21 protein-coding genes are annotated in these 19510 nt (G+C 35.8%); 19 read left to right on the top strand and 2 right to left on the bottom strand.

Annotated elements, in window-relative coordinates:
- Positions 1–3 precede the first annotated feature (3 nt).
- Complete coding sequence (locus H6622_15975) at positions 4–654, top strand: glutathione S-transferase N-terminal domain-containing protein (GenBank protein ID MCB9063021.1); 651 nt, start codon at positions 4–6, stop codon at positions 652–654.
- Here H6622_15975 and elbB read toward each other — a convergent pair whose 3' ends face one another.
- Positions 655–1332, bottom strand: coding sequence for an isoprenoid biosynthesis glyoxalase ElbB (gene elbB / locus H6622_15980; GenBank protein MCB9063022.1), 678 nt, complete (start codon positions 1330–1332; stop codon positions 655–657).
- Between the two features lie 214 nt (positions 1333–1546).
- Between elbB and H6622_15985 the strand changes: the two genes are divergently transcribed.
- From H6622_15985 to H6622_16025, 9 genes are all read left to right on the top strand, one after another.
- Positions 1547–1774 carry a ferrous iron transport protein A gene (locus H6622_15985; protein ID MCB9063023.1) on the top strand — a complete coding sequence of 76 codons (228 nt, stop codon included), beginning with the start codon at positions 1547–1549 and terminating at the stop codon, positions 1772–1774.
- Between the two features lie 12 nt (positions 1775–1786).
- Positions 1787–3688 (top strand): ferrous iron transporter B, encoded by a 1902-nt coding sequence (locus H6622_15990; GenBank protein ID MCB9063024.1) that lies wholly within the window; start codon positions 1787–1789, stop codon positions 3686–3688.
- Between the two features lie 75 nt (positions 3689–3763).
- Positions 3764–4129 carry a hypothetical protein gene (locus H6622_15995; protein MCB9063025.1) on the top strand — a complete coding sequence of 122 codons (366 nt, stop codon included), beginning with the start codon at positions 3764–3766 and terminating at the stop codon, positions 4127–4129.
- Entirely contained in the window at positions 4126–4758 is a 633-nt protein-coding gene (locus H6622_16000; protein ID MCB9063026.1) for a hypothetical protein, read from the top strand. Before H6622_15995 ends, H6622_16000 begins: the two co-directional genes overlap by 4 nt.
- Positions 4759–4868: 110 nt before the next feature.
- A complete protein-coding gene (locus tag H6622_16005; GenBank protein ID MCB9063027.1) occupies positions 4869–5531 on the top strand; it encodes an Hsp20/alpha crystallin family protein in 663 nt (220 codons plus the stop codon).
- A gap of 25 nt (positions 5532–5556) precedes the next feature.
- Positions 5557–6480 carry a ParB N-terminal domain-containing protein gene (locus tag H6622_16010; protein ID MCB9063028.1) on the top strand — a complete coding sequence of 308 codons (924 nt, stop codon included), beginning with the start codon at positions 5557–5559 and terminating at the stop codon, positions 6478–6480.
- 1 nt (position 6481) lies between these two features.
- Positions 6482–7231 carry a hypothetical protein gene (locus H6622_16015; protein ID MCB9063029.1) on the top strand — a complete coding sequence of 250 codons (750 nt, stop codon included), beginning with the start codon at positions 6482–6484 and terminating at the stop codon, positions 7229–7231.
- Positions 7228–7965: an endonuclease/exonuclease/phosphatase family protein gene (locus tag H6622_16020; protein MCB9063030.1), complete on the top strand. Its 738-nt coding sequence runs from the start codon at positions 7228–7230 to the stop codon at positions 7963–7965. The genes H6622_16015 and H6622_16020 overlap by 4 nt, the downstream gene beginning before the upstream one ends.
- Before the next feature lie 82 nt (positions 7966–8047).
- The gene (locus H6622_16025) at positions 8048–8530 is read left to right on the top strand and encodes a hypothetical protein (protein ID MCB9063031.1); all 483 of its coding nucleotides are present in this window, start codon (positions 8048–8050) and stop codon (positions 8528–8530) included.
- Here the strand turns inward: H6622_16025 and cls are convergent, their stop codons facing one another.
- The gene (cls, locus tag H6622_16030; GenBank protein ID MCB9063032.1) at positions 8531–9916 is read right to left on the bottom strand and encodes a cardiolipin synthase; all 1386 of its coding nucleotides are present in this window, start codon (positions 9914–9916) and stop codon (positions 8531–8533) included.
- Between the two features lie 164 nt (positions 9917–10080).
- Here cls and H6622_16035 point away from each other — a divergent pair, with 164 nt between their 5' ends.
- The 9 genes from H6622_16035 to H6622_16075 all read left to right on the top strand — a co-directional run bounded on the left by H6622_16035 (position 10081) and on the right by H6622_16075 (position 19381).
- The gene (locus H6622_16035; GenBank protein ID MCB9063033.1) at positions 10081–10578 is read left to right on the top strand and encodes a hypothetical protein; all 498 of its coding nucleotides are present in this window, start codon (positions 10081–10083) and stop codon (positions 10576–10578) included.
- 30 nt (positions 10579–10608) lie between these two features.
- Positions 10609–11487: a DMT family transporter gene (locus tag H6622_16040; protein MCB9063034.1), complete on the top strand. Its 879-nt coding sequence runs from the start codon at positions 10609–10611 to the stop codon at positions 11485–11487.
- Between the two features lie 141 nt (positions 11488–11628).
- Positions 11629–14076: a heavy metal translocating P-type ATPase gene (locus H6622_16045; GenBank protein ID MCB9063035.1), complete on the top strand. Its 2448-nt coding sequence runs from the start codon at positions 11629–11631 to the stop codon at positions 14074–14076.
- Positions 14073–14246 (top strand): cbb3-type cytochrome oxidase assembly protein CcoS, encoded by a 174-nt coding sequence (ccoS, locus tag H6622_16050; GenBank protein ID MCB9063036.1) that lies wholly within the window; start codon positions 14073–14075, stop codon positions 14244–14246. The genes H6622_16045 and ccoS overlap by 4 nt, the downstream gene beginning before the upstream one ends.
- A complete protein-coding gene (ccoN, locus tag H6622_16055) occupies positions 14243–16381 on the top strand; it encodes a cytochrome-c oxidase, cbb3-type subunit I (GenBank protein MCB9063037.1) in 2139 nt (712 codons plus the stop codon). Before ccoS ends, ccoN begins: the two co-directional genes overlap by 4 nt.
- A gap of 19 nt (positions 16382–16400) precedes the next feature.
- On the top strand, positions 16401–16583 hold the full coding sequence (locus H6622_16060; protein MCB9063038.1) for a cbb3-type cytochrome c oxidase subunit 3: 183 nt from the start codon (positions 16401–16403) through the stop codon (positions 16581–16583).
- Positions 16576–17163 (top strand): c-type cytochrome, encoded by a 588-nt coding sequence (locus tag H6622_16065; GenBank protein ID MCB9063039.1) that lies wholly within the window; start codon positions 16576–16578, stop codon positions 17161–17163. Before H6622_16060 ends, H6622_16065 begins: the two co-directional genes overlap by 8 nt.
- A 105-nt stretch (positions 17164–17268) precedes the next feature.
- Positions 17269–18702 (top strand): cytochrome c oxidase accessory protein CcoG, encoded by a 1434-nt coding sequence (gene ccoG, locus H6622_16070; GenBank protein ID MCB9063040.1) that lies wholly within the window; start codon positions 17269–17271, stop codon positions 18700–18702.
- Positions 18683–19381: a sulfite exporter TauE/SafE family protein gene (locus H6622_16075; protein ID MCB9063041.1), complete on the top strand. Its 699-nt coding sequence runs from the start codon at positions 18683–18685 to the stop codon at positions 19379–19381. The genes ccoG and H6622_16075 overlap by 20 nt, the downstream gene beginning before the upstream one ends.
- Positions 19382–19510: the final 129 nt, after the last annotated feature.

Consider the following 19510-nt stretch of genomic DNA (forward strand, 5'->3'; position numbering starts at 1 on the left):
TATATGGAAAAAATTCAACTTTACTCACTGGCCACACCTAATGGACAGAAAGTTTCAATTGCACTAGAGGAAATGAAAATTCCATATAAGGCCTACACAATTGATATTAATAGTGGATATCAATTTGAAGAAAAATTTATAAAAATTAATCCAAATTCAAAAATTCCTGCGATTATTGATCCGATAGGGGATGACGGAAAACCACTGGCCATCATGGAGTCAGGGGCCATTTTAGTATATTTGGCCGAAAAAAGTGGAAAATTTTTTCCAAAGGATCCGGCCTTAAGATGTAAAACTCTACAATGGTTATTTTTTCAAGTATCAGGCCCAGGTCCCATGTTTGGACAATTTGGCCATTTCTTTAGATTTGCCAAGGATAAATGTGAACATCCTTATCCTCTTGAACGATATAAAAATGAGGCAAAAAGACTTTTAGGTGTAATAGACATCCAATTATCAAAATTTAGTTATATTGTTTGTGACAGGCCCACAATTGCTGATTTTGCTCTTTTTCCATGGATATTATGTTTGGATAAGTTTTATGAAGCGAGAGAAATCCTTGAATTAGATAGCTTTACAAACATCACTAAATGGGTGGGCGATTTGGCACAAAGACCTGCTGTTCAAAAAGGTCTAAACGTCTGTAGTCTCTAATCAGTCGTGATCAATCCAGGCCAAAACTCTTTGAACACACTTATCTATTCCAAGAGCAATATCACTGATTGCTGCCTCATCGTACATATATGCTGGAGTTGAGACTATTTTTAATTTTTCATCCACAATTATTTCATGAACTTGGGTTTTTATGTGTTCTGCACCCAAGGACTCTATGACTTTTGCTGTCGCTTCGTCGCTTCCAATTGTAAGTTTTGCTCCTTCTTTACCAAATAGTAACGAAAGTACTGCAGGTGATATGCATATTGCCCCAATTGGTTTGGCAGAATTTCTCATCATTTCTAAAAGATTTTTGAGATCAGATATCACTTCTCCTTGGTTTCCTTCAAACGCAAAATTCGATAGATTTTTAGCAACCCCAAATCCACCTGGTAAAATGATGGCCTCAAGTTCAGTCGCCTTGGCCTCAGATAGTGGAGAAATTTTACCACGAGCAATTCGGGCCGCTTCAACCAATACATTTCTGGTTTCCTTTACCTCTTCACCGGTAATATGGTTCAAAACATGATGTTGATCTTGGTCTGGTGCGTATATTTCTATGTCGAAGTGTTCTTTTCCATGTTTATCGAGGGCCAATAAAGTTAAAACTGCCTCTCGAATTTCTGAGCCATCAAGATGACCTGATCCGGCCAGTACAACACCTATTTTCTTTTTCATTTTTTACTCCCTAACATTTTTGTCAATTATAAAATTTCTTAATAGAGACGGATAGGCTTTTTTATTTATTTTCGTAAGCTTCAGAAATCTTTGAGTTTATTGCAATTTTACTCATTTTGTGCTGAGAAAGATCATTTTGTTGATTGAAAAAAGATGATAGTTAGTATATTAAAATAGATGTTTGGTTATTCAAACAATGTTTGGAAGGATTACTATGAGTTTAGACCAATCTCCCAAAGGCCCCACTAGAAAGATCTGTTCAAGCTCTTTCGATAGTCTATGTGAAACCAAAATAAGACTTCTGCAATTAGGTTTTCTACCAGATGAGGATGTTACTGTCGTTCACCGTGGGAGTTTTTCAAACAATATTTTAGTCGAAGTAAGAGGTAGTAAGTTTGCTCTTACTGCAGATGAGGCACATTTAATTAAACTCAAAAATTAAAGTGAACATTATATGTTAGAAAAAGCTACTGTAAAGGGATCAAACGAAACACTTCTAGTTGCATTGGCCGGTGGACCTAATTGTGGAAAAACGGCCCTCTTTAATGCTCTTACTGGGCAAAAGCAAAGAGTCGGAAATTTTCCAGGTATTACTGTTGAAAAAAAAATAGGGCAAGTTGAAACCAACGGGGAGAGCTTCTCTCTCATCGATTTACCTGGCACTTATAGCCTGGCAGCCAGAAGTTTAGATGAACAGGTCACGGCCGATATATTGGTTGGGCGTGACAAGAATGTCCGGCAACCAGATTTAATCATTGCTGTAGCTGATGCAACAAATTTAGAAAAAAGTTTATACTTTGTTTTAGAACTTATTAAAATTGGAAGACCTGTCATTCTCGCTTTAAATCTTTATGATCTTGCACAAAAAAGAGGTCTTGAACTAGATTTAGATATCCTTAAAAAAGAACTTGGCATTACGGTTGTTCCAACAGTGGCCGTCGATAAAATAGGGACCAAAAAATTGGTTGATGAAGTACTTAAACATGCTGAAATTACCGACCCCAAATCTCCCATCAATACCAAGATTATATCTGATGTAAGTAATATGAGTTTTATTGCCGAAAATTATCGCTATCTCAACTCATTACTCGCCAAGGCCACCATAAAAAAAATAGTGCCTGATACTTTGACACAAAAAGTGGACCGTTTTGTATTAAACCCGATTTGTGGGCCAATAATCATGTTGAGTACATTGGCCCTCATTTTTCAGGCCGTCTTTGAATGGGCCGGCCCATTACAAGATTTTGTTGAGTCGCAGTTTGAACTTCTTTCAGAATATGTATCCAATATAATTCCAGTTGGACTGTTAACAAGTTTTATCATTGATGGGATAATTGCTGGGGTTGGGGGATTTGTTGTTTTTGTTCCTCAAATCGCCATTTTATTTGCATTTATCCTAACCCTTGAAGAAATTGGTTATATGGGAAGGATTGCCTATCTTTTAGATGGGACCATGAGGAAATTAGGTCTACCCGGAAAGGCCGTTGTTCCCCTTTTGTCTTCCCACGCTTGTGCCGTCCCTGGAATTATGGCGGCCAGAACATTAACTAATGAAAAGGACCGCCTGGCCACAATGTTAGTAGCACCTCTCACACAATGTTCGGCAAGATTACCGGTTTATACGATGCTCATTGCTGCAATTGTTCCTGATAACAATGTACTTGGCCCATTCAAGTTGCCTGGACTTATTATGTTCGGTCTTTATTTTACAGGAATGATGTTTTCATTTTTAGTGGCCTTCATCTTAAAGAGCAAAGTCATTAAGGGTGTGCCCTCACAGCTTTTGATGGAACTGCCTGATTACAGACTTCCAAGACTTGCCAATATTTCAAAAGGAATCTGGCAAAAATGTTCTATATTTATTAGAAAGGCCGGTACTGTCATTCTTGTTTTATCAATTGTTATTTGGGGTCTTGTCACTTTTCCAAACTATAATGAAAAAGATGCAACTAAAATGGTCGAAACAAGTTATGCAGCTTCCATTGGGAGGTTTTTTGAACCAATAACGCGTCCACTAGGTTTTGATTGGAAATTAAATACTGCTTTGATTCCTGCTTTTGGAGCAAGGGAGGTTGTCGTTTCGGCCATGGCAACAACTTTTTCTGTTGCTGAGTCTGAAGATAGTGAGGCCTTTGAAATGAGTCTTGCACAGAAAATGGCACAAAATTATTCTCTGGCAACACTAGTTGCCCTTATTGTTTGGTTTATATTCGCTCCACAATGTGTATCAACGATTGCAATATTAAAACGAGAAACGGGTGGATGGAAGTGGACTTCACTGATGTTATCCTACACAACTGTTATGGCCTATGTTTTTTCATTTATTGCTTATCAAGTCATAAGTGCTCTGGCCTGATGAGATAGATTTAAAATTTGAGTTAACAAAATAAATTTCTATGATAAATTCTCTTTGAAAATTCTGGAGTTAATGATGAACTATATATTCTACCTCTTTATTATTCTGAATATTTCTGAAGCTTATTCTTTTGAAAAGCTTTACGAATCTCTAAATGCTAGGGAACAACTTGTTGCTGGTGATGATGAGCTCACAATCACACAGAAAACATTAGACGGATTGATATGTATTAAAACAATTTCTGAAAATACTGTTTATGAATGTGAAATTGATATATCTGAAATTGATTCACAAAGTCTTTATGATTCACTAAACATCCGTCCCTCACCATTTGTTGCCAATGTATTTGAAAAAAGTGCTGATGGTTTAACTTGCACAATAGATCTTGATATACAATCCAATCAGAGATATGAATGTTTCATTGATTGGGCCCATGAATGAAATATAAGTATTTGGAAATAGATCATATTTCTGTCATAGTTAAACCAGGCTTCCCTGAAAAAAATGAAATCAAGTGCAAGAATTTAATCGGTCACAGAAAATATCATTCAGGCCAAGGAACAGCTGCGGAATTTATAGTTTTTGAAGAGAATTATTTGGAGTTTATTTGGGCATCTGATAATGAAGAATTAAAGAAATGTGATATCCACCTATATAATCGCTTCACTAACATCAATTGTCCTTTTGCTATTTCGTATAGAGGAAATATCGAAGAAAAGTTTAAGTCTGATTTTATTGAGTATAGGCCAAAGTATTTACCATCAGGTCGAATTCTAAAGCATTTTTCATATAAAGAAAACCTGACAATTCCATTTATTTTCGTCATGGATGTTTATGATACTCTAGATCGTTATTGGCCAAAATATAATGAAAGATTTAATATTTTTGATTTACGAAAAGGTGGAGTTAAACAAATTGTCATTCATACTCCTTATCCAAATGAAATTTATAAAAACTTTCCTCAAATAACCCAAGTAAAAAGTGATATTTGGAAACTTGAAATTCATGGTCTAGAGAGTTTCGATTTTTCACCGTTTAATTTTTTAACTATGGCCAAAGAACAAGACTAGTTTTTGGTTTTGTTAAAAATATGTAAAAAAAACGAAAAATTATCAAATTTATGAATTATCTTTCTATAGTGGCCCTTAAAAAAATTCATTTTTTTTGCTATAATGCGCTCATGAGAGCTTTATTATTTATATTTATTTTTTATTCAAATTCAATTCTTCCTCAAGAAAAGGCCTTAAAGTTAAAGGAAGAAAGCAAAGAAGATTTTAAAAAAATATCCGGAGAAGATAAGTCTGTAAATTTAGGAGATACTGGGAAATTTAATGATGCGCAGGACCTTCAAGGGGATTATCACGAACTCATCAAAAAATATAAACAGGCCCAGGAAAGAAAGAAACCTGGAACCTCTCAAGATCCTGGAATGCGAAATTTTGACCGTTTAGGCCCTGATTCTTTTGATGGCATTTTCAAACAACTGAGAGAGGAAATGGAAAGAGACTTCGGAGACTTTGACCGTCTTCTGCAAGAACGAAGTGGAATTGGACACGCCGAATCCTCTGTCTCACAAAAAGATTTAGGGGATTCTATCGAATTAACTATCAACATCACAGGAATTGAAAGTGGTAGCACGAGTGTAGATGTTGAAAATGGGGTTATCTATGTTCGTGGAGAACAAGAAATAACTAATTCGCAAAACCATGGTGATCAAACTTTTAAGTCAATTTCTCGCAGCTCTTTCCAACGAATGATTCCTTTGCCTGAAGGCGTTAAAGAATCAGGCTTTAAGAAACGTATTGAAAAGGATAGAATCATCCTAGAATTTAAAAAGAAATAATTTTAGATCTTAAAAAGGATGATACATGGAAGAAATCTCTATCGATCAACTAATCCTAGAGAATAGGTATCTACGTTTTGATACAGACATTGATAAGTTATGTGAGTCAATTTCACAAGTAGGCCTTATCCATCCCTTAATCGTTAATAAAGATAACAAACTTCTTAGCGGAGGGAGGAGATTAAGTGCTCTTAAGAAATTAGGTTTTAACAAAGTTCCAATTGTCAGAGTGGATAAGGGTGAACTCATTGAAGAACTTATATCAATAGATGAAAATCTTATTAGATTAGAACTTAAAAATACCGACTTAGAAATACAGTTGCTAAGAGCTAAAGAACTTTATGAATCACTATATCCCGATTCCGTTGAAGAAAATCGGCCAAGAGAATTAACTACTGAGCAAGTTGAGGCCTTACCTTTAAAATTCGAGACACAAACAGCAAAAAAAACAGGCCTATCTGAAAATAGTATTTCTATGGCCATCAAACGAGCTGAAAAATCTGCTCCAACCGTTGTAAAACTCAGAAAAGAGGGGCTGATTTCAACCGCTCAAGCAAATGAACTCATTAAACTTGACAGAGATGATCAAGAAAAAATTCTTCCAGTTGTAGTCGATAGGCCAGTGAGTGAGATTAAAGATCTCATTAAAAATGTAAAACAAATGGGTCTAACTCAGGCCATTGAGATTGATTCTCAAACTGATAATCATTCTAAACGCGACTTTGTAGAACTAAATAAACTTGCAAAAAAACTGAACAAACAGATTAACAAAATTTTATCTGAAGATGTAGAATATCAAGGTCCAGGCCATGAAAAAGTTTATGACTCTGTGATACAGGTGTTTCAAGGGATGAAACAACTTCTTGAACAAAGAAGGCCTGATATTTTGGTTGAATTTGTGAACAATCAAAATATTAATAACAATTCTGAACACAGTATGAATCAATAGTATGAAAAAGAAAAAAATTGACGTATTTAGGGAAGATTCTGACAAAAAAGGCGTGATGGGTTATTTAGAAGGACTGATTCGTAAGTTCAGGATGCTTAGTTTTGCTCTCCTCCTTATACCTATAGGCATTGCTCTAATGTTCTGCTTAGGAGTCGCCATTACTCCAGTTGTAGGTCTTATCGATTTTGTCTATCACGGGACAAAAGATTATTGGAAAATTTTCCACTATTTTTTAACCGCTTTTTCAATTGGAATTGGATTTTATGTTTATGGACTTACACTAATTGTTGTTGTTCCAATCGTAAATTTTCTATTTCCATTTAAAGTAAAACCATGGAGAGGCCCTTGGCAATCAATTGAAACAATTCCTTGGCTTTTTCACAACGCACTTACTTATCTTGTAAGATATACTTTTCTTGAATTTATAACCCCAACTCCCTTTGCAACTTTTTTCTATAAAATGATGGGTATGAAAATTGGTAAAGGTGTTCATATAAATACGACAAATATTTCTGACCCTTGCCTTATAACGATTGAAGACAATGTCACAATCGGTGGATCGGCGACAATCATTGGGCATTACGGACAAAAAGGTTACTTGGTGCTCGCTCCTGTTGTCATCAAAAAAGGTGCTACAGTAGGGCTTAAATCTTCAATTTTTGGAGATGTACATGTTGGTCATAAGGCCAATGTCTTGGCCCACAGTGTACTATTTCCCAAAACTCGTGTCGGTGACGAAGAGACTATATGATCGAGTTCTCCCTCATTACTTTTAATATTCATAAGGGAATGGATTGGCGAGGACGTAAGTTTACCTTCCAAAAAATTAAAGATGCTCTTGAATCCGAAGGAACTGAATTTGTATTTTTACAAGAAGTTCATGGAGAAAATTTAAAACATGCTCAAAAGTTCGATGTTGCTTCACAGTTTGAGGAACTTGCTGACAGTATGTGGGAACATTATCGCTATTCTAAAAATGCAATTTACCAAAATGGTCACCACGGAAATGTGATTTTAGGAAAATTTCCAATCGTTTTTAGTGAAAAAATTGACATGACTCTCAACAAGCTTGAGCAACGTGGACTTCTCTATGCAAAATTCGAACTAGCTGATGTTGGAAAAGATCTCCACTGTTTTTGTGCACATTTGAATCTTATGGAGAAGGATAGAGTCAAGCAATATGCGATCATTATTGATGAAATTTCAAAAAGAACAACCAAAGATGATCTCATAATTGTTGCAGGTGATTTTAACGACTGGAAACAAAAAGCATGTGACCATTTGACCGAAGGATATGGACTTACAGAGGCCTATAAAAGCATTCACGGTAAATATGCCAAAACTTTCAATAATTTATTTCCTTTACTCGCATTAGATAGGGTCTATGTTCAAAATTTAGAGGTTTTGCAGGCCGAAGTACTCGACAATAAGGCCTGGAGAGAGCTCTCTGATCATTTACCTCTCAAAATTACACTTAAAATATAAATATTTACTGATAATTTATTTATCAGTTTATTTTTTGATCTGTCTTGTGCTAGGTACATCTAGTTTGAAAATAAGGATCAATATGTTTAAGAAAATTGTCGTGTTATGTATTTTAATTATGTCATCAGAAGTCATGAGTTCATGTGAAATGCAATTTGCAAATATTTTTGAACCTAAAACTTGGCCAGAAGTTCCGAGTAGAGTTTTAATTGAAGAAAAATTATCTGAGATGATTGAACACGACGAAATCGTTTTAAACTATGTTCTTAAACTTGGGCAATTGATAAAAACATGGCCAAGCAAAGAAGAGTATAAAAACTTATCTTATCCAGAACAAAGTAAACTTAAAATTTCTCTTCAACATACAGTTTCTCAGATCGTATTTTCACTAAGGTTAAATCCTATGTATGAGTTTTTTGAGGCGTACAACCTGATGTCAATGAGAGGAGAAATACAAGAATACGACCATGCACTTTCACGAAAAATGCTTTCACATCAAAATTCAATAAATCGACAAATCGGATTAGTTGTAAGTGATTTAATTAAGGAAAATTTCATAGATTAACTAGAGATAGGGCGTAAATAATCGACACAAATTGCTTCTAAGCTTGTAAAAAGTTGGCCTGTTTTGAAAAACCTCAGAAGACAATTGAGTTGAAGTTTTTAATTTGTTTTCTAGAATTGAAGTGAGTTCTAATGCAAAATTTTGATTGAGACATTCTATGTTAAATTCAAAATTAAGTCTTAAGCTTCTTACATCCCAATTTGTAGACCCGATTAGGCTCCAACATCCATCGACAACCATTAATTTACTGTGTTCAAATTTATCTCCAACATAATAAATATTACAACCGGCATCTATCAGTTCTGGAATGATTGTTTCAGTGGCCCAAGTCATAAATGAAAAATTATTATGTCGAGGTAATAGAATATTAATTTTAACTCCACTTAAAGCAGCAACCTTAAGCGATGTTACTAAATCTCTTTCCGGTACAAAATAAGGAGTTTGTAGCCATATTTCATATTTTGCACACCTTATAATCGACTCCAATGTAAGAGGTAATTTATCGATGTACTCACTAGGCCCGTCAATTATAGATCGACACAAAATTTCACCACTTGAGTGGAGATTTAGTTTTTTCTTAACGAGTCGTCTTTTTTTCTGAACACTAAAATTCCAATCTTTAACAAAAATTTCATAGATTTGTTGAACAACAGGGCCTTGCAATTTGAAATGAAGATCATCAATCTTGTCAAGATGTCCTCTTCTGATATTCATCCCCCCTGTGAAAGCATGATGTCCATCAATAACCATAATCTTTCGGTGGTTTCTCAAGTTCATATATCTAACATTAAAAGGGTGTCTAACCGGCAGAAAAATAGCAAAGGGTATTTTGTTTTTTTTAAGAACTTTAATAATTGAAGGAGAAGAGTACTTTGTACCAGCTCCATCTACTAAAACCTTTACTTCTACTCCACGTTCTTTGGCCTTAGCTAGTGAATTTACAAATCTCTCGCCAAGCTCATCATAATCAAAGATATAGGTACACAAATAAATATTATGATTGGCCATATCTATTTCTTCTATCATCGACTCATAGGCAACTTTTCCCTCGTGAAATGTTTCGATCTTATTGCCATGGCAAAACGAAAAGTGATGAGAATTATTACCTAGAGTTAAATGCTGTGAAAATTGCTGAGGACAAGAAGATTCTATTATTTTATTAGATTGAATCAGTTCTTCAATTTTTTCAGGTTCAGTCATATCCGAGACAAGTCTAAGACCTGTGCTTTTTATGCGATTAATTCCAAAAACAATGTAGGCCAGGGCCCCGAAAATGGGAGAAAAAATGATGATAGAAATCCAAGCAATCTGACCTCGATAGTCTCTTTTGTTCATGAGGACATGAAAAACAAGTGCAGTTTCAAATATAATGAGGAAAAAACTCAATACCGTAAATACTTGGGGCCAAAATTCAGTGAAAATATTCAAAGACCTATCATACATTACTCTACAATGACATATGACATAAAAAGTGTCTTCATATATTTAAAATCTTTATGTTTTTTGTTTTGACCATCTGCGCGTAGAAAGACTTTCTAGAGTAATATAATATGGCAAAAATTTTTGGAGATAATAGTATGAGCTTGAAAGACCAGCTGATGAAAGCAGGCTTTAAACCTAGTGTAAATTCTAATGTTAGAGAAGAAAAAAAAGGTCCTCGTAAAGCTTCTGAAAGACATCAGGCCGAGAGGAATTTTTGTGAACAATGTGAATCTATTTTTCCCGATGTAGAGAAATATAATCATAAAAATCCAACAACATTTGCTAAATGGATTTGCGCTGCTTGCGCTGATAAATTGGAAATATTAGATAAATTTAGAGTGACTGCGCAATCTGAGTTTTCAAAGACTGGAAGATTTAGACGTGAATATGGAGAAACATATAGAATGATTGGTGGCAAATTGCAGGCACCTTCAGAGTTGAAACATAAAAAGGGTAATAGACCTCAAGAATCTTCTCAACAAAGAAATACCCCAACTCGTCCAGAGGGCAATCAAAGAAGAAATGATAACCACCGCCGAGGCCCAAAGAAAAACTTCAATAGCTAATTATCAATTTCAAGCTTGTGAAGGATTATTATGCCAAACTTAAATATAATCTATCTTGTGATAGGTACTTGTTGCATAGGTTTGGCCCCCATATTCGTAAAGATGTGCCATTTATCTCCAAGTTTGATTGGATTTTATAGATGTGGAATTGCTGGACTTGCCCTTCTTGCTTACCAACTCATTTTAAAAAAACCATTTCCAAAAGATAGAAGATTTTATTTGATAACAACTTTATCAGGGATTTTTTTTGCTGCAGATCTTTTTGTTTGGCATAGATCTGTCCACTTACTTGGGCCAGGAATGTCTACAATTTTAGGAAATACTCAAGTCTTCTATCTTCTTATTATTGGCTACTTTCTTCATAAAGAGTCTCTATCTTTAAAAAAAATTCTGATTTTTATTTTTGCTTTTTTTGGAACGATACTCATCATAAATGGACAAATGGAATTTTTCAGTAGAGATAATTTTTTATGGGGCACTTTTTTTGGTCTTGCAACAGGTCTTTGTTATTCACTTTACACAACTTCAATTAAGCAAGCTTACGTGACAAGATTTGAACCTAAACCAATTCAAATCATAACTTTCGTTTCAATATCAACAGCATTTTGGATATACGGACTATCTTTTTTTGATAAAAATTATCCGCGCTCATTTCAAGACAATTGGCAACCTTTGATTGGGCTTGCTTTCATTTGTCAAATAATTGGTTGGGGCCTCATTACCAAGGCCATTAAATTTGTACCTCTTTCGGTTTCAGGACTCATTATTCTGCTGCAGCCGCTTATTGCTAAAACACTTGGAGTATTCATTTTTAATGAACCTACCTCTATTTTGGAATTCATGGGAACTTGTATTCTATTTACTTGCATTTATTTTGGCTCTAGGCCAGAAGTTCCAAAAAATAAATGATAACTCTTTTTTTTACAAGTTTGCTTTGACAAGAAAAAAAATCATGATGTTAATCAGTATTTGCCCAGCACTGAGTCATGTTTAGTTTATTATTTTTAGGTATCCTACCGCAACGTTAATTAACTAAGGTTCACGATTTCGATGTTTGAAAAATGTCCAACAGATCAAGCAACTTCTACGAGTAGAATATGCTCGCATTGTGATAGCACTATCATTGTGCCATTTTATATCAATGGTGAAAGTGAAGGTCGGGAAGTTTTTTGTTGTGCGGGGTGTCGCGCTGTTTTTGAAATTCTTCATCAAAAAGGCCTAGAACGCTACTACGATATTAAAAGTAAAAGCGAGGCCGTCCACGATGCAACTCCCGCAAGCGAGCTAAACTCTAGATTTATTCATTTTGATGATGATGATTTTCAGAAAGAGTATATTATAAAAAACGATAAAGGTCATAAAGTCGTACGTTTTTATCTAGAAGGAGTACATTGCCTGGCCTGCTTATGGCTTATTGAAAAAATACCCCAGTTTGTTCCTGGAATCATTTTTTCTAGATTAGATTTAGGTAAGGCCATCGCTACCATAACCTTCAAGGAAGACTTTCCACTATCTAAAATTGGATTTGAACTTCAACAATTTGGCTATCGTCCACACATTCTTAAAATTGATGAAAATGGAGAGACTCAATTTCAAAAAGAAGAGCGTTCAATGCTGATTAAAATTGGCGTTGCTGCTGCTTGTGCTGGAAATATTATGCTTTTCGCAATTTCCATCTATGCGGGAGTCTCAGGTAAAATGGCCAATATTTTTTCTTGGCTTTCTTTTTTCATCACTATTCCCGTTATGAGCTATAGTGCTCTTCCTTTTTATCAAAGTGCCTATGGATCACTCAAAAATAAGATTCTCTCCATTGACGTTCCTGTGGTTTTTGCTATTTTACTTGCCTTTATATACAGTACTTTTGAACTTTTGAATCAAGGAACACATATGTACTTTGATTCAATTACAAGTCTTGTTTTTCTACTCCTTAGCGCTCGTTTTATTCTGAGACGTATGCAAAAATCTGGTATTGGTGCAGATCAGCTTGAAAAGTTCTTCTCATTTGATGCAGTAAAAAAAATAAATGAAGATGGGGAAGAGGTTGAAATTCTTCCAAAATATCTCAAAAGAGGAGATATTATTAGAGTTACTTCAAATTCTCAGATTCCTGTCGACGGGGTTATCGTTAAAGGAAATTCAAATCTTAATCTCTCTCTCTTAACAGGAGAGTCTTTACCCGTTGAAATCAAACCGGGTGATCTGGTTTATTCTGGAACTGTAAATTTAGATTCAACTCTGGAAATTAGAGTTGATTCAATCGGAAGTGAAACAAGATTAGGTCAAATTCTGCATAGGATTGAATGTGAATCTCAAAACAAGTCACAAATTGTACGTATCACCGATAAAATTGGTAAGTATTTTGTCTATATTGTTCTTACTCTAGGACTCTTAGTTTTTACCTACTTCGCTTTAAGGGGAGAATTATCTACTGGTATAGAAAGAGCTCTAGGACTTATCATTATTTCATGTCCATGTGCTTTAGCTTTGGCCACACCTCTAGCACTCTCTTATGGATTAAAAAAAGCGGCAGACCTTGGAATTTTTGTCAAATCTGATGACATCATAGAGAGAATTTATCGGGCAAAAGAAATTTTTCTCGATAAAACAGGAACTCTAACCTATGGACTTTTTCAAGTTGTAAAAGTTGATGATCAAACCCCTCAAGATTTGAATCTCTATGAGATCACTTACGCATTAGAGGCCAAATCATCTCACCCAATCGCAAAAGCTCTTAAAGATTTTTGCCTTTCAAAATTGAATGGAACACTAAATAAAGAAATCTTTGTACATAATTATAAAGAATATCCTGGAGTTGGTGTGACAGGTGAGTGTAATGGAGGCAAATACAAACTAATTAAGGCAAGTGACAATTTTGAATCATTAGAGAACGTTGTTGAATTAAAATGTCAGGTAAGTGAAAATATTCTAGCTAGATTCTTCCTAAAAGATAATCTTAGAGTAGATTCACTTAAGGCCATGGATACGATGAGAGATTTAGGACTAACACCATATATGATTTCTGGAGATCGACGTGAAATTGTATCATCGATCGCAGATTCTTTAAGAATCCCCCCCGGAAATTATATTTCAGATTTAAAACCAGAAGATAAAGCAAAGATTATAGGCGAACATCCTTTTTCCATCATGGTAGGTGATGGTGCAAATGATGCAATAGCATTAGTAAAATCTTTGGTTGGAATTGCAGTGCATGGAAGTGTGGAAGTTAGTCTTCGTGCAGCTGATGTCTATAATTCTCGTCCAGGAGTATTGCCAATTTCAAATCTCATCAATATCGCTCATGAAACAATTAAGGTTGTTAAAAGAAACCTCATTTTGTCACTACTCTACAATGTCATAGGTGTTCTTGGTGCGTTGCTTGGCCACATCACTCCACTTTGGGCCGCCATTTTTATGCCTTTAAGTTCTTTAACCGTGATTCTATCTACTATTTATGGGACGAAAAAAATGAGACAAAATTCAAAGGGGGGGAGATGAATATAGTTTATTTTCTTATTCCAATAGCACTTCTGCTTGGTGCCCTATTTGTGGGAGCATTTATATGGGCCACTAAAACAGGACAGTATGAGGACCTAGATACTCCATCGCACAGAATTCTATTAGATGATGATAATATTAACGATAACTTAAAAAAGGATGAAGAATGAGCTCAGACAATGCTGACAATGTAAAGCTCGAAACCTTCTCTTACGACGATAAGGTTGTAAGGTGGTATCTCTTTGCAAGTATTTTTTGGGGGGTTGCAGGACTTCTCGCAGGTGTGACAGTTGCTTTTCAACTGGCCACATGGAAAGCTAACTTTGGTTTAGAATGGTTAACATTTGGCCGTTTGAGACCATTACACACGAATGCTGCGATATTTGCATTCACGGGAAATATGATTTTCTGTGGTGTCTTTTATTCAATGCAAAGACTGTGTAAAACCAGGATTTTCAGTTCCACATTGGCGTGGCTACAATTCTGGGGATGGCAGCTAATTATTGCCCTAGGTGGCGTATCGATTCTCATAGGCTTTTCACACGGGAAAGAATATGCAGAACTTGAGTGGCCATTTGATATCGCAATTGCTGTGGTATGGGTCATGTTTGGTATCAACATGATTGGAACTCTTATCAAAAGAAGAGAGAGACATATCTATGTTGCGATTTGGTTTTATCTTGCAACCTTTGTAACAGTTGCAGTTCTTCATATTGTGAATTCAATAGAATTTCCAGTTTCCCTCATGAAATCTTATCCAGTTTACGCTGGGGTTCAAGATGCACTTGTACAATGGTGGTACGGACACAATGCTGTTGCCTTCTTTTTGACAACACCATTTTTAGGGTTAATGTACTATTTCATACCAAAAGCAGCAAATAGACCTGTTTACTCTTATAGATTGTCCGTGATCCACTTTTGGTCACTGGTTTTTATCTATATCTGGGCCGGTCCTCACCACCTGCTTTACTCTTCTCTACCAGAATGGGCACAAACTCTTGGTATGATCTTCTCAGTTTCTCTTTGGATGCCAAGTTGGGGGGGGATGATTAATGGTCTACTCACTCTAAGAGGTGCATGGGATAAATTAAGAAAAGATCCTATTTTAAAGTTTCTTGCAACTGCAGTAACTTTCTATGGTATGGCAACTTTTGAAGGACCTTTAATGTCTATAAAGTCAGTTAACTACCTAGCTCACTTTACTGATTGGGTTGTTGGACATGTTCACAGCGGAACTATCGGTTGGAACTATATGATGATCTGCGGGATAGTTTATTATCTCGTTCCAAAAATGTGGAAAACAAAAATTTTCTCTGAAAGATTGGCAAATATTCACTTCTGGACAGCTACTTTCGGTCTTCTCCTTTACATAATGTCAATGTGGGCAGCAGGGATTACTCAAGGTCTTATGTGGAGAGCAGTTGATGATCAAGGAATGCTTGTTTATGACAAGTTCATTGAAACTGTTGTAAGAATTGTTCCTATGTATTGGGTTAGAGCAAGTGGTGGGGTTCTTGTCCTAACTGGATTTATTTTGATGGTTTATAACGTCATTAAAACAATTAAGGCCGCTCCTCCGATAACTGAAGAAGAAACTTTCCAAGCAGCTCCTCTTGCATCTGATAAAGAAGAAGCAAGTGCTACTCCCCATAGAAGACTTGAAGGTATGCCCGTCTTATTCACAGTTCTTTCTTTACTTGCAATAGTTGTTGGTACATCTGTTGAGCTTCTACCTGCTCTATTAAGTGAGTCATATGTAGAAAAAAATCCAAACGTAAAACCTTATACTCCGCTTGAACTTGCTGGACGTGATATTTATATCAAAGAAGGTTGTTATGTTTGTCACTCTCAACAGATTCGACCAGATGTTTCAGAGCAACTTAGATATGGAAAGATTTCAACTGCAGCTGATTCAATCTACGATCGTCCTTTCCAGTGGGGTTCTCGTCGTATTGGACCAGATTTAGCTCGTGTAGGTGGAAAGTATAATGATACTTGGCACTTTAAACACATGGAAGATCCTCGCGCTGTTACTAAAGGTTCAATCATGCCAACCTATCCTTGGTTAAGAATGAAGAAAACAGATTTCGGCTCTCTTAGACCAAAGCTTAAAGTAATGGCAGCTCTAGGTGTTCCTTACAGTGAAAGCGATATTGAAAATGCAGCTGATTTGGCAATGAAACAGGCCGCAAAAATTGCTGAGAAACTCATGAACGACAAAGTAACAGATATGAACATTCAAAATAAGGAAATTGTCGCTCTGATCGCTTACTTACAAAAATTAGGTGTTGATACAAGCAAATAGTTTAAAAAAGGGAGAGTAAATGAAGTCTGAAGTTTTGAATAGTGCAGGGTATACGGTATTACCAATCATTGCCATGATTTTGTTTGCTCTCGTTTTTCTTGGAGTCGTTTTTAAAACAATGAGAAAAAGTAATGAAAGCGATTACAAAGAAAGTGAACAATTACCATTAGATTTAAATAATCAGGAGAATAATAATGAGTGATGACAACCAAAAAGTCGAGGTCTTCGAAAATGAGAAGTCTTTGCTCCTCGACCACAATTATGATGGTATTCACGAGTTTAATTACCCTCTACCATCGTGGTGGGTGTGGACGTGGGCCATTTCAATCATTTTTTCAGTCCTCTATTGGCTATATTATGAAATGGGAGGACCTACTCTTAGAGATGAATTCAAAAATGAGTGGGCAAAAGTTGAAAAAGTTAGAGCTGAAAATGCAGCTAAATTGGATAATTTTGAACCTGAACTATTTGCAGCAACAATTGCTGACAATGGTGTAGAAGAAGGTAAAAAAGTATTTACCCAATATTGTGTAGAATGCCATAAAGAAGGTGGTAGGGGAGACATTGGACCAAACCTAACCGATAAATATTGGATTCTAGCAAAAGGAACACCTGAGACCATCTTTCCTGTTGTCGTAAAAGGCTCTGAAGAGAACGGTATGCCAGCATGGGGTGAAATGATTGAGAAAAAAGAGATTTACCAAGTTATTTCTTATGTCATGACACTGGTAAATACAAATCATCCTGAGGGGAAAGCACCTCAAGGAGAGCTTGTTGAGTAATTAATTATTTCAATATCTTGGCCGTGATTGTTTTTTGATCGCGGTCAAGTTTTTCAGTTTTTATTCTTGATATAATCTTCTCGTACTCAATTAAAGAGGTTTTTAATGAGTGATAATAAGGATGATCCAAGGGCCCTTCACGAAAATCGACTGGCCACAACTGATGAACATGGACATCGGATTTTTCTCCATCCGTCAGAAGTAACTGGATATTTTAGAAATTGGAGAAATGTCGTTTATTGGGGACTAATCTTCCTCTACCTAATCCTTCCATGGATTTATATAAATGGAAAACAAGTACTCCTTTTAGACATTGCTAAAAGAGAGTTTTATATATTTGGCGTGACCTTTATGGGGCACGATGCTCCCTTACTCATCTTTCTCTTTTTAGGAATCACTCTAGGCTTTGGTTTTTTAACCTCTATCTATGGGAGAGTGTGGTGTGGATGGGGTTGTCCACAGACAGTCTTTATTGATGCCATCTATCGGAAGATAGAAGAAATTGTTGAAGGCAAGGCCAGAGTTCGAAGAAAACTAGATAAAGATCCATGGAGTTTGGATAAATTCAGAAAACGAATAATTAAGTGGATTCTTTTTGTTTTAGTTTCTCTTCACATAGGCCACACCTTTGTTGGTTATTTTGTTGGAACTCACAGACTACTTGGTATTTCTTTAAAATCTCCCGCTGATAATCTCACTATTTTTATTACTACAATGGTCATTTCTCTCATTTTTTTAATAGACTTTGGTTGGTTCAGAGAACAGTTTTGTCTCATCGCCTGTCCATACGGTAGATTTCAAAGTGTCATGATGGATGAAGATTCAATGGTCATCATCTATGACGATAAAAGAGGAGAACCAAGAAGAACTGTTGCTCCTGATGAGGCCAGCGAAGGTGATTGTATTAACTGTTACAAGTGTGTTCAAGTTTGCCCTACTGGCATCGATATACGTAGAGGAACACAATTAGAATGCATCCAATGTACTCAATGTATTGATGCTTGTGATGAAATCATGGATAAGGTTAAAAGACCTCGAGGACTCATTCGATATGCTTCTGAAAACTCTGTAAAAGGAGTCAAAGCGAAAAAACTGCATGTTAGAACAATTATCTATCTCGCTGCTCTGACGATTGTGTTTATTGGTTTTATTATTTCTTACAACAAAAATATGGAACTAGACGCTCTGTTTCTTCGTGGAAAAGGAGCTCCATTTAGTGTAGTTGGTCATGAACATCATGACTTTATTCAAAATCTCTACTCTCTTGGGCTCTATTACCAAGGTGAGCAAAAATATAAGCTCTTTTTTAAAGTTAAAGATGGTGTTGGAACAGATAAAATAATTCTCAAAACAGCAAGACAGCCCTATATACATGAGGGAAAGGGTAAACAGTCTGTACCTGTTTTTTTCCTTTTCCCTCAAGAAATACTTGTATCTGGTTCTAAAGTGATCACTGTTGAAATACTCAGTGGGGAGAGTATTCAGAAATCAAAACTCATAACAGAGGCCGAGGTTACACTTGTCGGACCAACTAACTAATCTTGCAAACGCGCCCATATGGCTTGTGCCTTGGTTCAGTTTTTTGGCCGGCCTTGGTGGCAGCTTACATTGCATTGGAATGTGCGGGGGACTTGTTGTTTCATGTGGTACCACAAAAAAAAACTTAGTCGGATATCACTCGGGTAGGTTTATAGGATATGCTTTACTAGGTGCTCTAGGAGGTTATCTCGGAGCAATTTTTACAGTTCAAAGAGATAAACCAATTCTTGCTCTCATTCCTACTGTGTTTATTGGCCTTATCTTTATCTACTTAGGTGTAAAAACTTTCTTAAAATCTAAAACTCCTCATCTCATACCTCAATTTCTTTCAAGAAATTTTTCTAAATTTCAAAAAATTGCTTTTGCAAAGTCAATCCAGTCTCAAAACTCTTTTATCATTGGTTTCCTATCAATTCTTTTACCTTGTGGGCTTTTGTATGGAGTTGTTCTTACAATTGCCATGTTTCAGGCCCCAACAGTTGGAATGATTTCAATGATTACTTTTTGGGCCGGAACTCTTCCTGGTCTTGTATTTGCTCCAACTCTATTTAGAAAAATTTTTAATCCAATCAAATTAAAACTGCCTACCTTATCTTCACTTCTATTGATTCTGATTGGACTTTCAACTATTGTTTGGAGAGTCTATCAATTTAATATAAATGATGGAATTTGCCATTAAGGAACTATTTCAGAGGTCGCAAAATAGACGGCCACTCCAATTGAAATAAGTGGGGCCAAAGTTGCCATAAATATGACAAAGTATTTAAAAAAATGATCTTGAAGATCTCTCATTTTCTTTTTCATGCGA

It is taken from the genome of Halobacteriovoraceae bacterium, assembly GCA_020635115.1.
GTDB lineage: Bacteria > Bdellovibrionota > Bacteriovoracia > Bacteriovoracales > Bacteriovoracaceae > JACKAK01.

Bases quoted from the DNA above. Each gene is read 5' to 3' on its own strand.
- H6622_15995 (MCB9063025.1), top strand. From the start codon at position 3,764: ATGAACTATATATTCTACCTCTTTATTATTCTGAATATTTCTGAAGCT.
- ccoN (MCB9063037.1), top strand. From the start codon at position 14,243: ATGAGCTCAGACAATGCTGACAATGTAAAGCTCGAAACCTTCTCTTAC.
- H6622_16060 (MCB9063038.1), top strand. From the start codon at position 16,401: ATGAAGTCTGAAGTTTTGAATAGTGCAGGGTATACGGTATTACCAATC.
- H6622_16040 (MCB9063034.1), top strand. From the start codon at position 10,609: ATGCCAAACTTAAATATAATCTATCTTGTGATAGGTACTTGTTGCATA.
- H6622_16015 (MCB9063029.1), top strand. From the start codon at position 6,482: ATGAAAAAGAAAAAAATTGACGTATTTAGGGAAGATTCTGACAAAAAA.
- elbB (MCB9063022.1), bottom strand. From the start codon at position 1,332: ATGAAAAAGAAAATAGGTGTTGTACTGGCCGGATCAGGTCATCTTGAT.
- ccoG (MCB9063040.1), top strand. From the start codon at position 17,269: ATGAGTGATAATAAGGATGATCCAAGGGCCCTTCACGAAAATCGACTG.
- H6622_16010 (MCB9063028.1), top strand. From the start codon at position 5,557: ATGGAAGAAATCTCTATCGATCAACTAATCCTAGAGAATAGGTATCTA.
- H6622_15990 (MCB9063024.1), top strand. From the start codon at position 1,787: ATGTTAGAAAAAGCTACTGTAAAGGGATCAAACGAAACACTTCTAGTT.
- H6622_16000 (MCB9063026.1), top strand. From the start codon at position 4,126: ATGAAATATAAGTATTTGGAAATAGATCATATTTCTGTCATAGTTAAA.
- H6622_15975 (MCB9063021.1), top strand. From the start codon at position 4: ATGGAAAAAATTCAACTTTACTCACTGGCCACACCTAATGGACAGAAA.
- H6622_16020 (MCB9063030.1), top strand. From the start codon at position 7,228: ATGATCGAGTTCTCCCTCATTACTTTTAATATTCATAAGGGAATGGAT.
- H6622_16005 (MCB9063027.1), top strand. From the start codon at position 4,869: ATGAGAGCTTTATTATTTATATTTATTTTTTATTCAAATTCAATTCTT.
- H6622_15985 (MCB9063023.1), top strand. From the start codon at position 1,547: ATGAGTTTAGACCAATCTCCCAAAGGCCCCACTAGAAAGATCTGTTCA.
- H6622_16035 (MCB9063033.1), top strand. From the start codon at position 10,081: ATGGCAAAAATTTTTGGAGATAATAGTATGAGCTTGAAAGACCAGCTG.
- ccoS (MCB9063036.1), top strand. From the start codon at position 14,073: ATGAATATAGTTTATTTTCTTATTCCAATAGCACTTCTGCTTGGTGCC.
- H6622_16025 (MCB9063031.1), top strand. From the start codon at position 8,048: ATGTTTAAGAAAATTGTCGTGTTATGTATTTTAATTATGTCATCAGAA.
- H6622_16065 (MCB9063039.1), top strand. From the start codon at position 16,576: ATGAGTGATGACAACCAAAAAGTCGAGGTCTTCGAAAATGAGAAGTCT.
- H6622_16045 (MCB9063035.1), top strand. From the start codon at position 11,629: ATGTTTGAAAAATGTCCAACAGATCAAGCAACTTCTACGAGTAGAATA.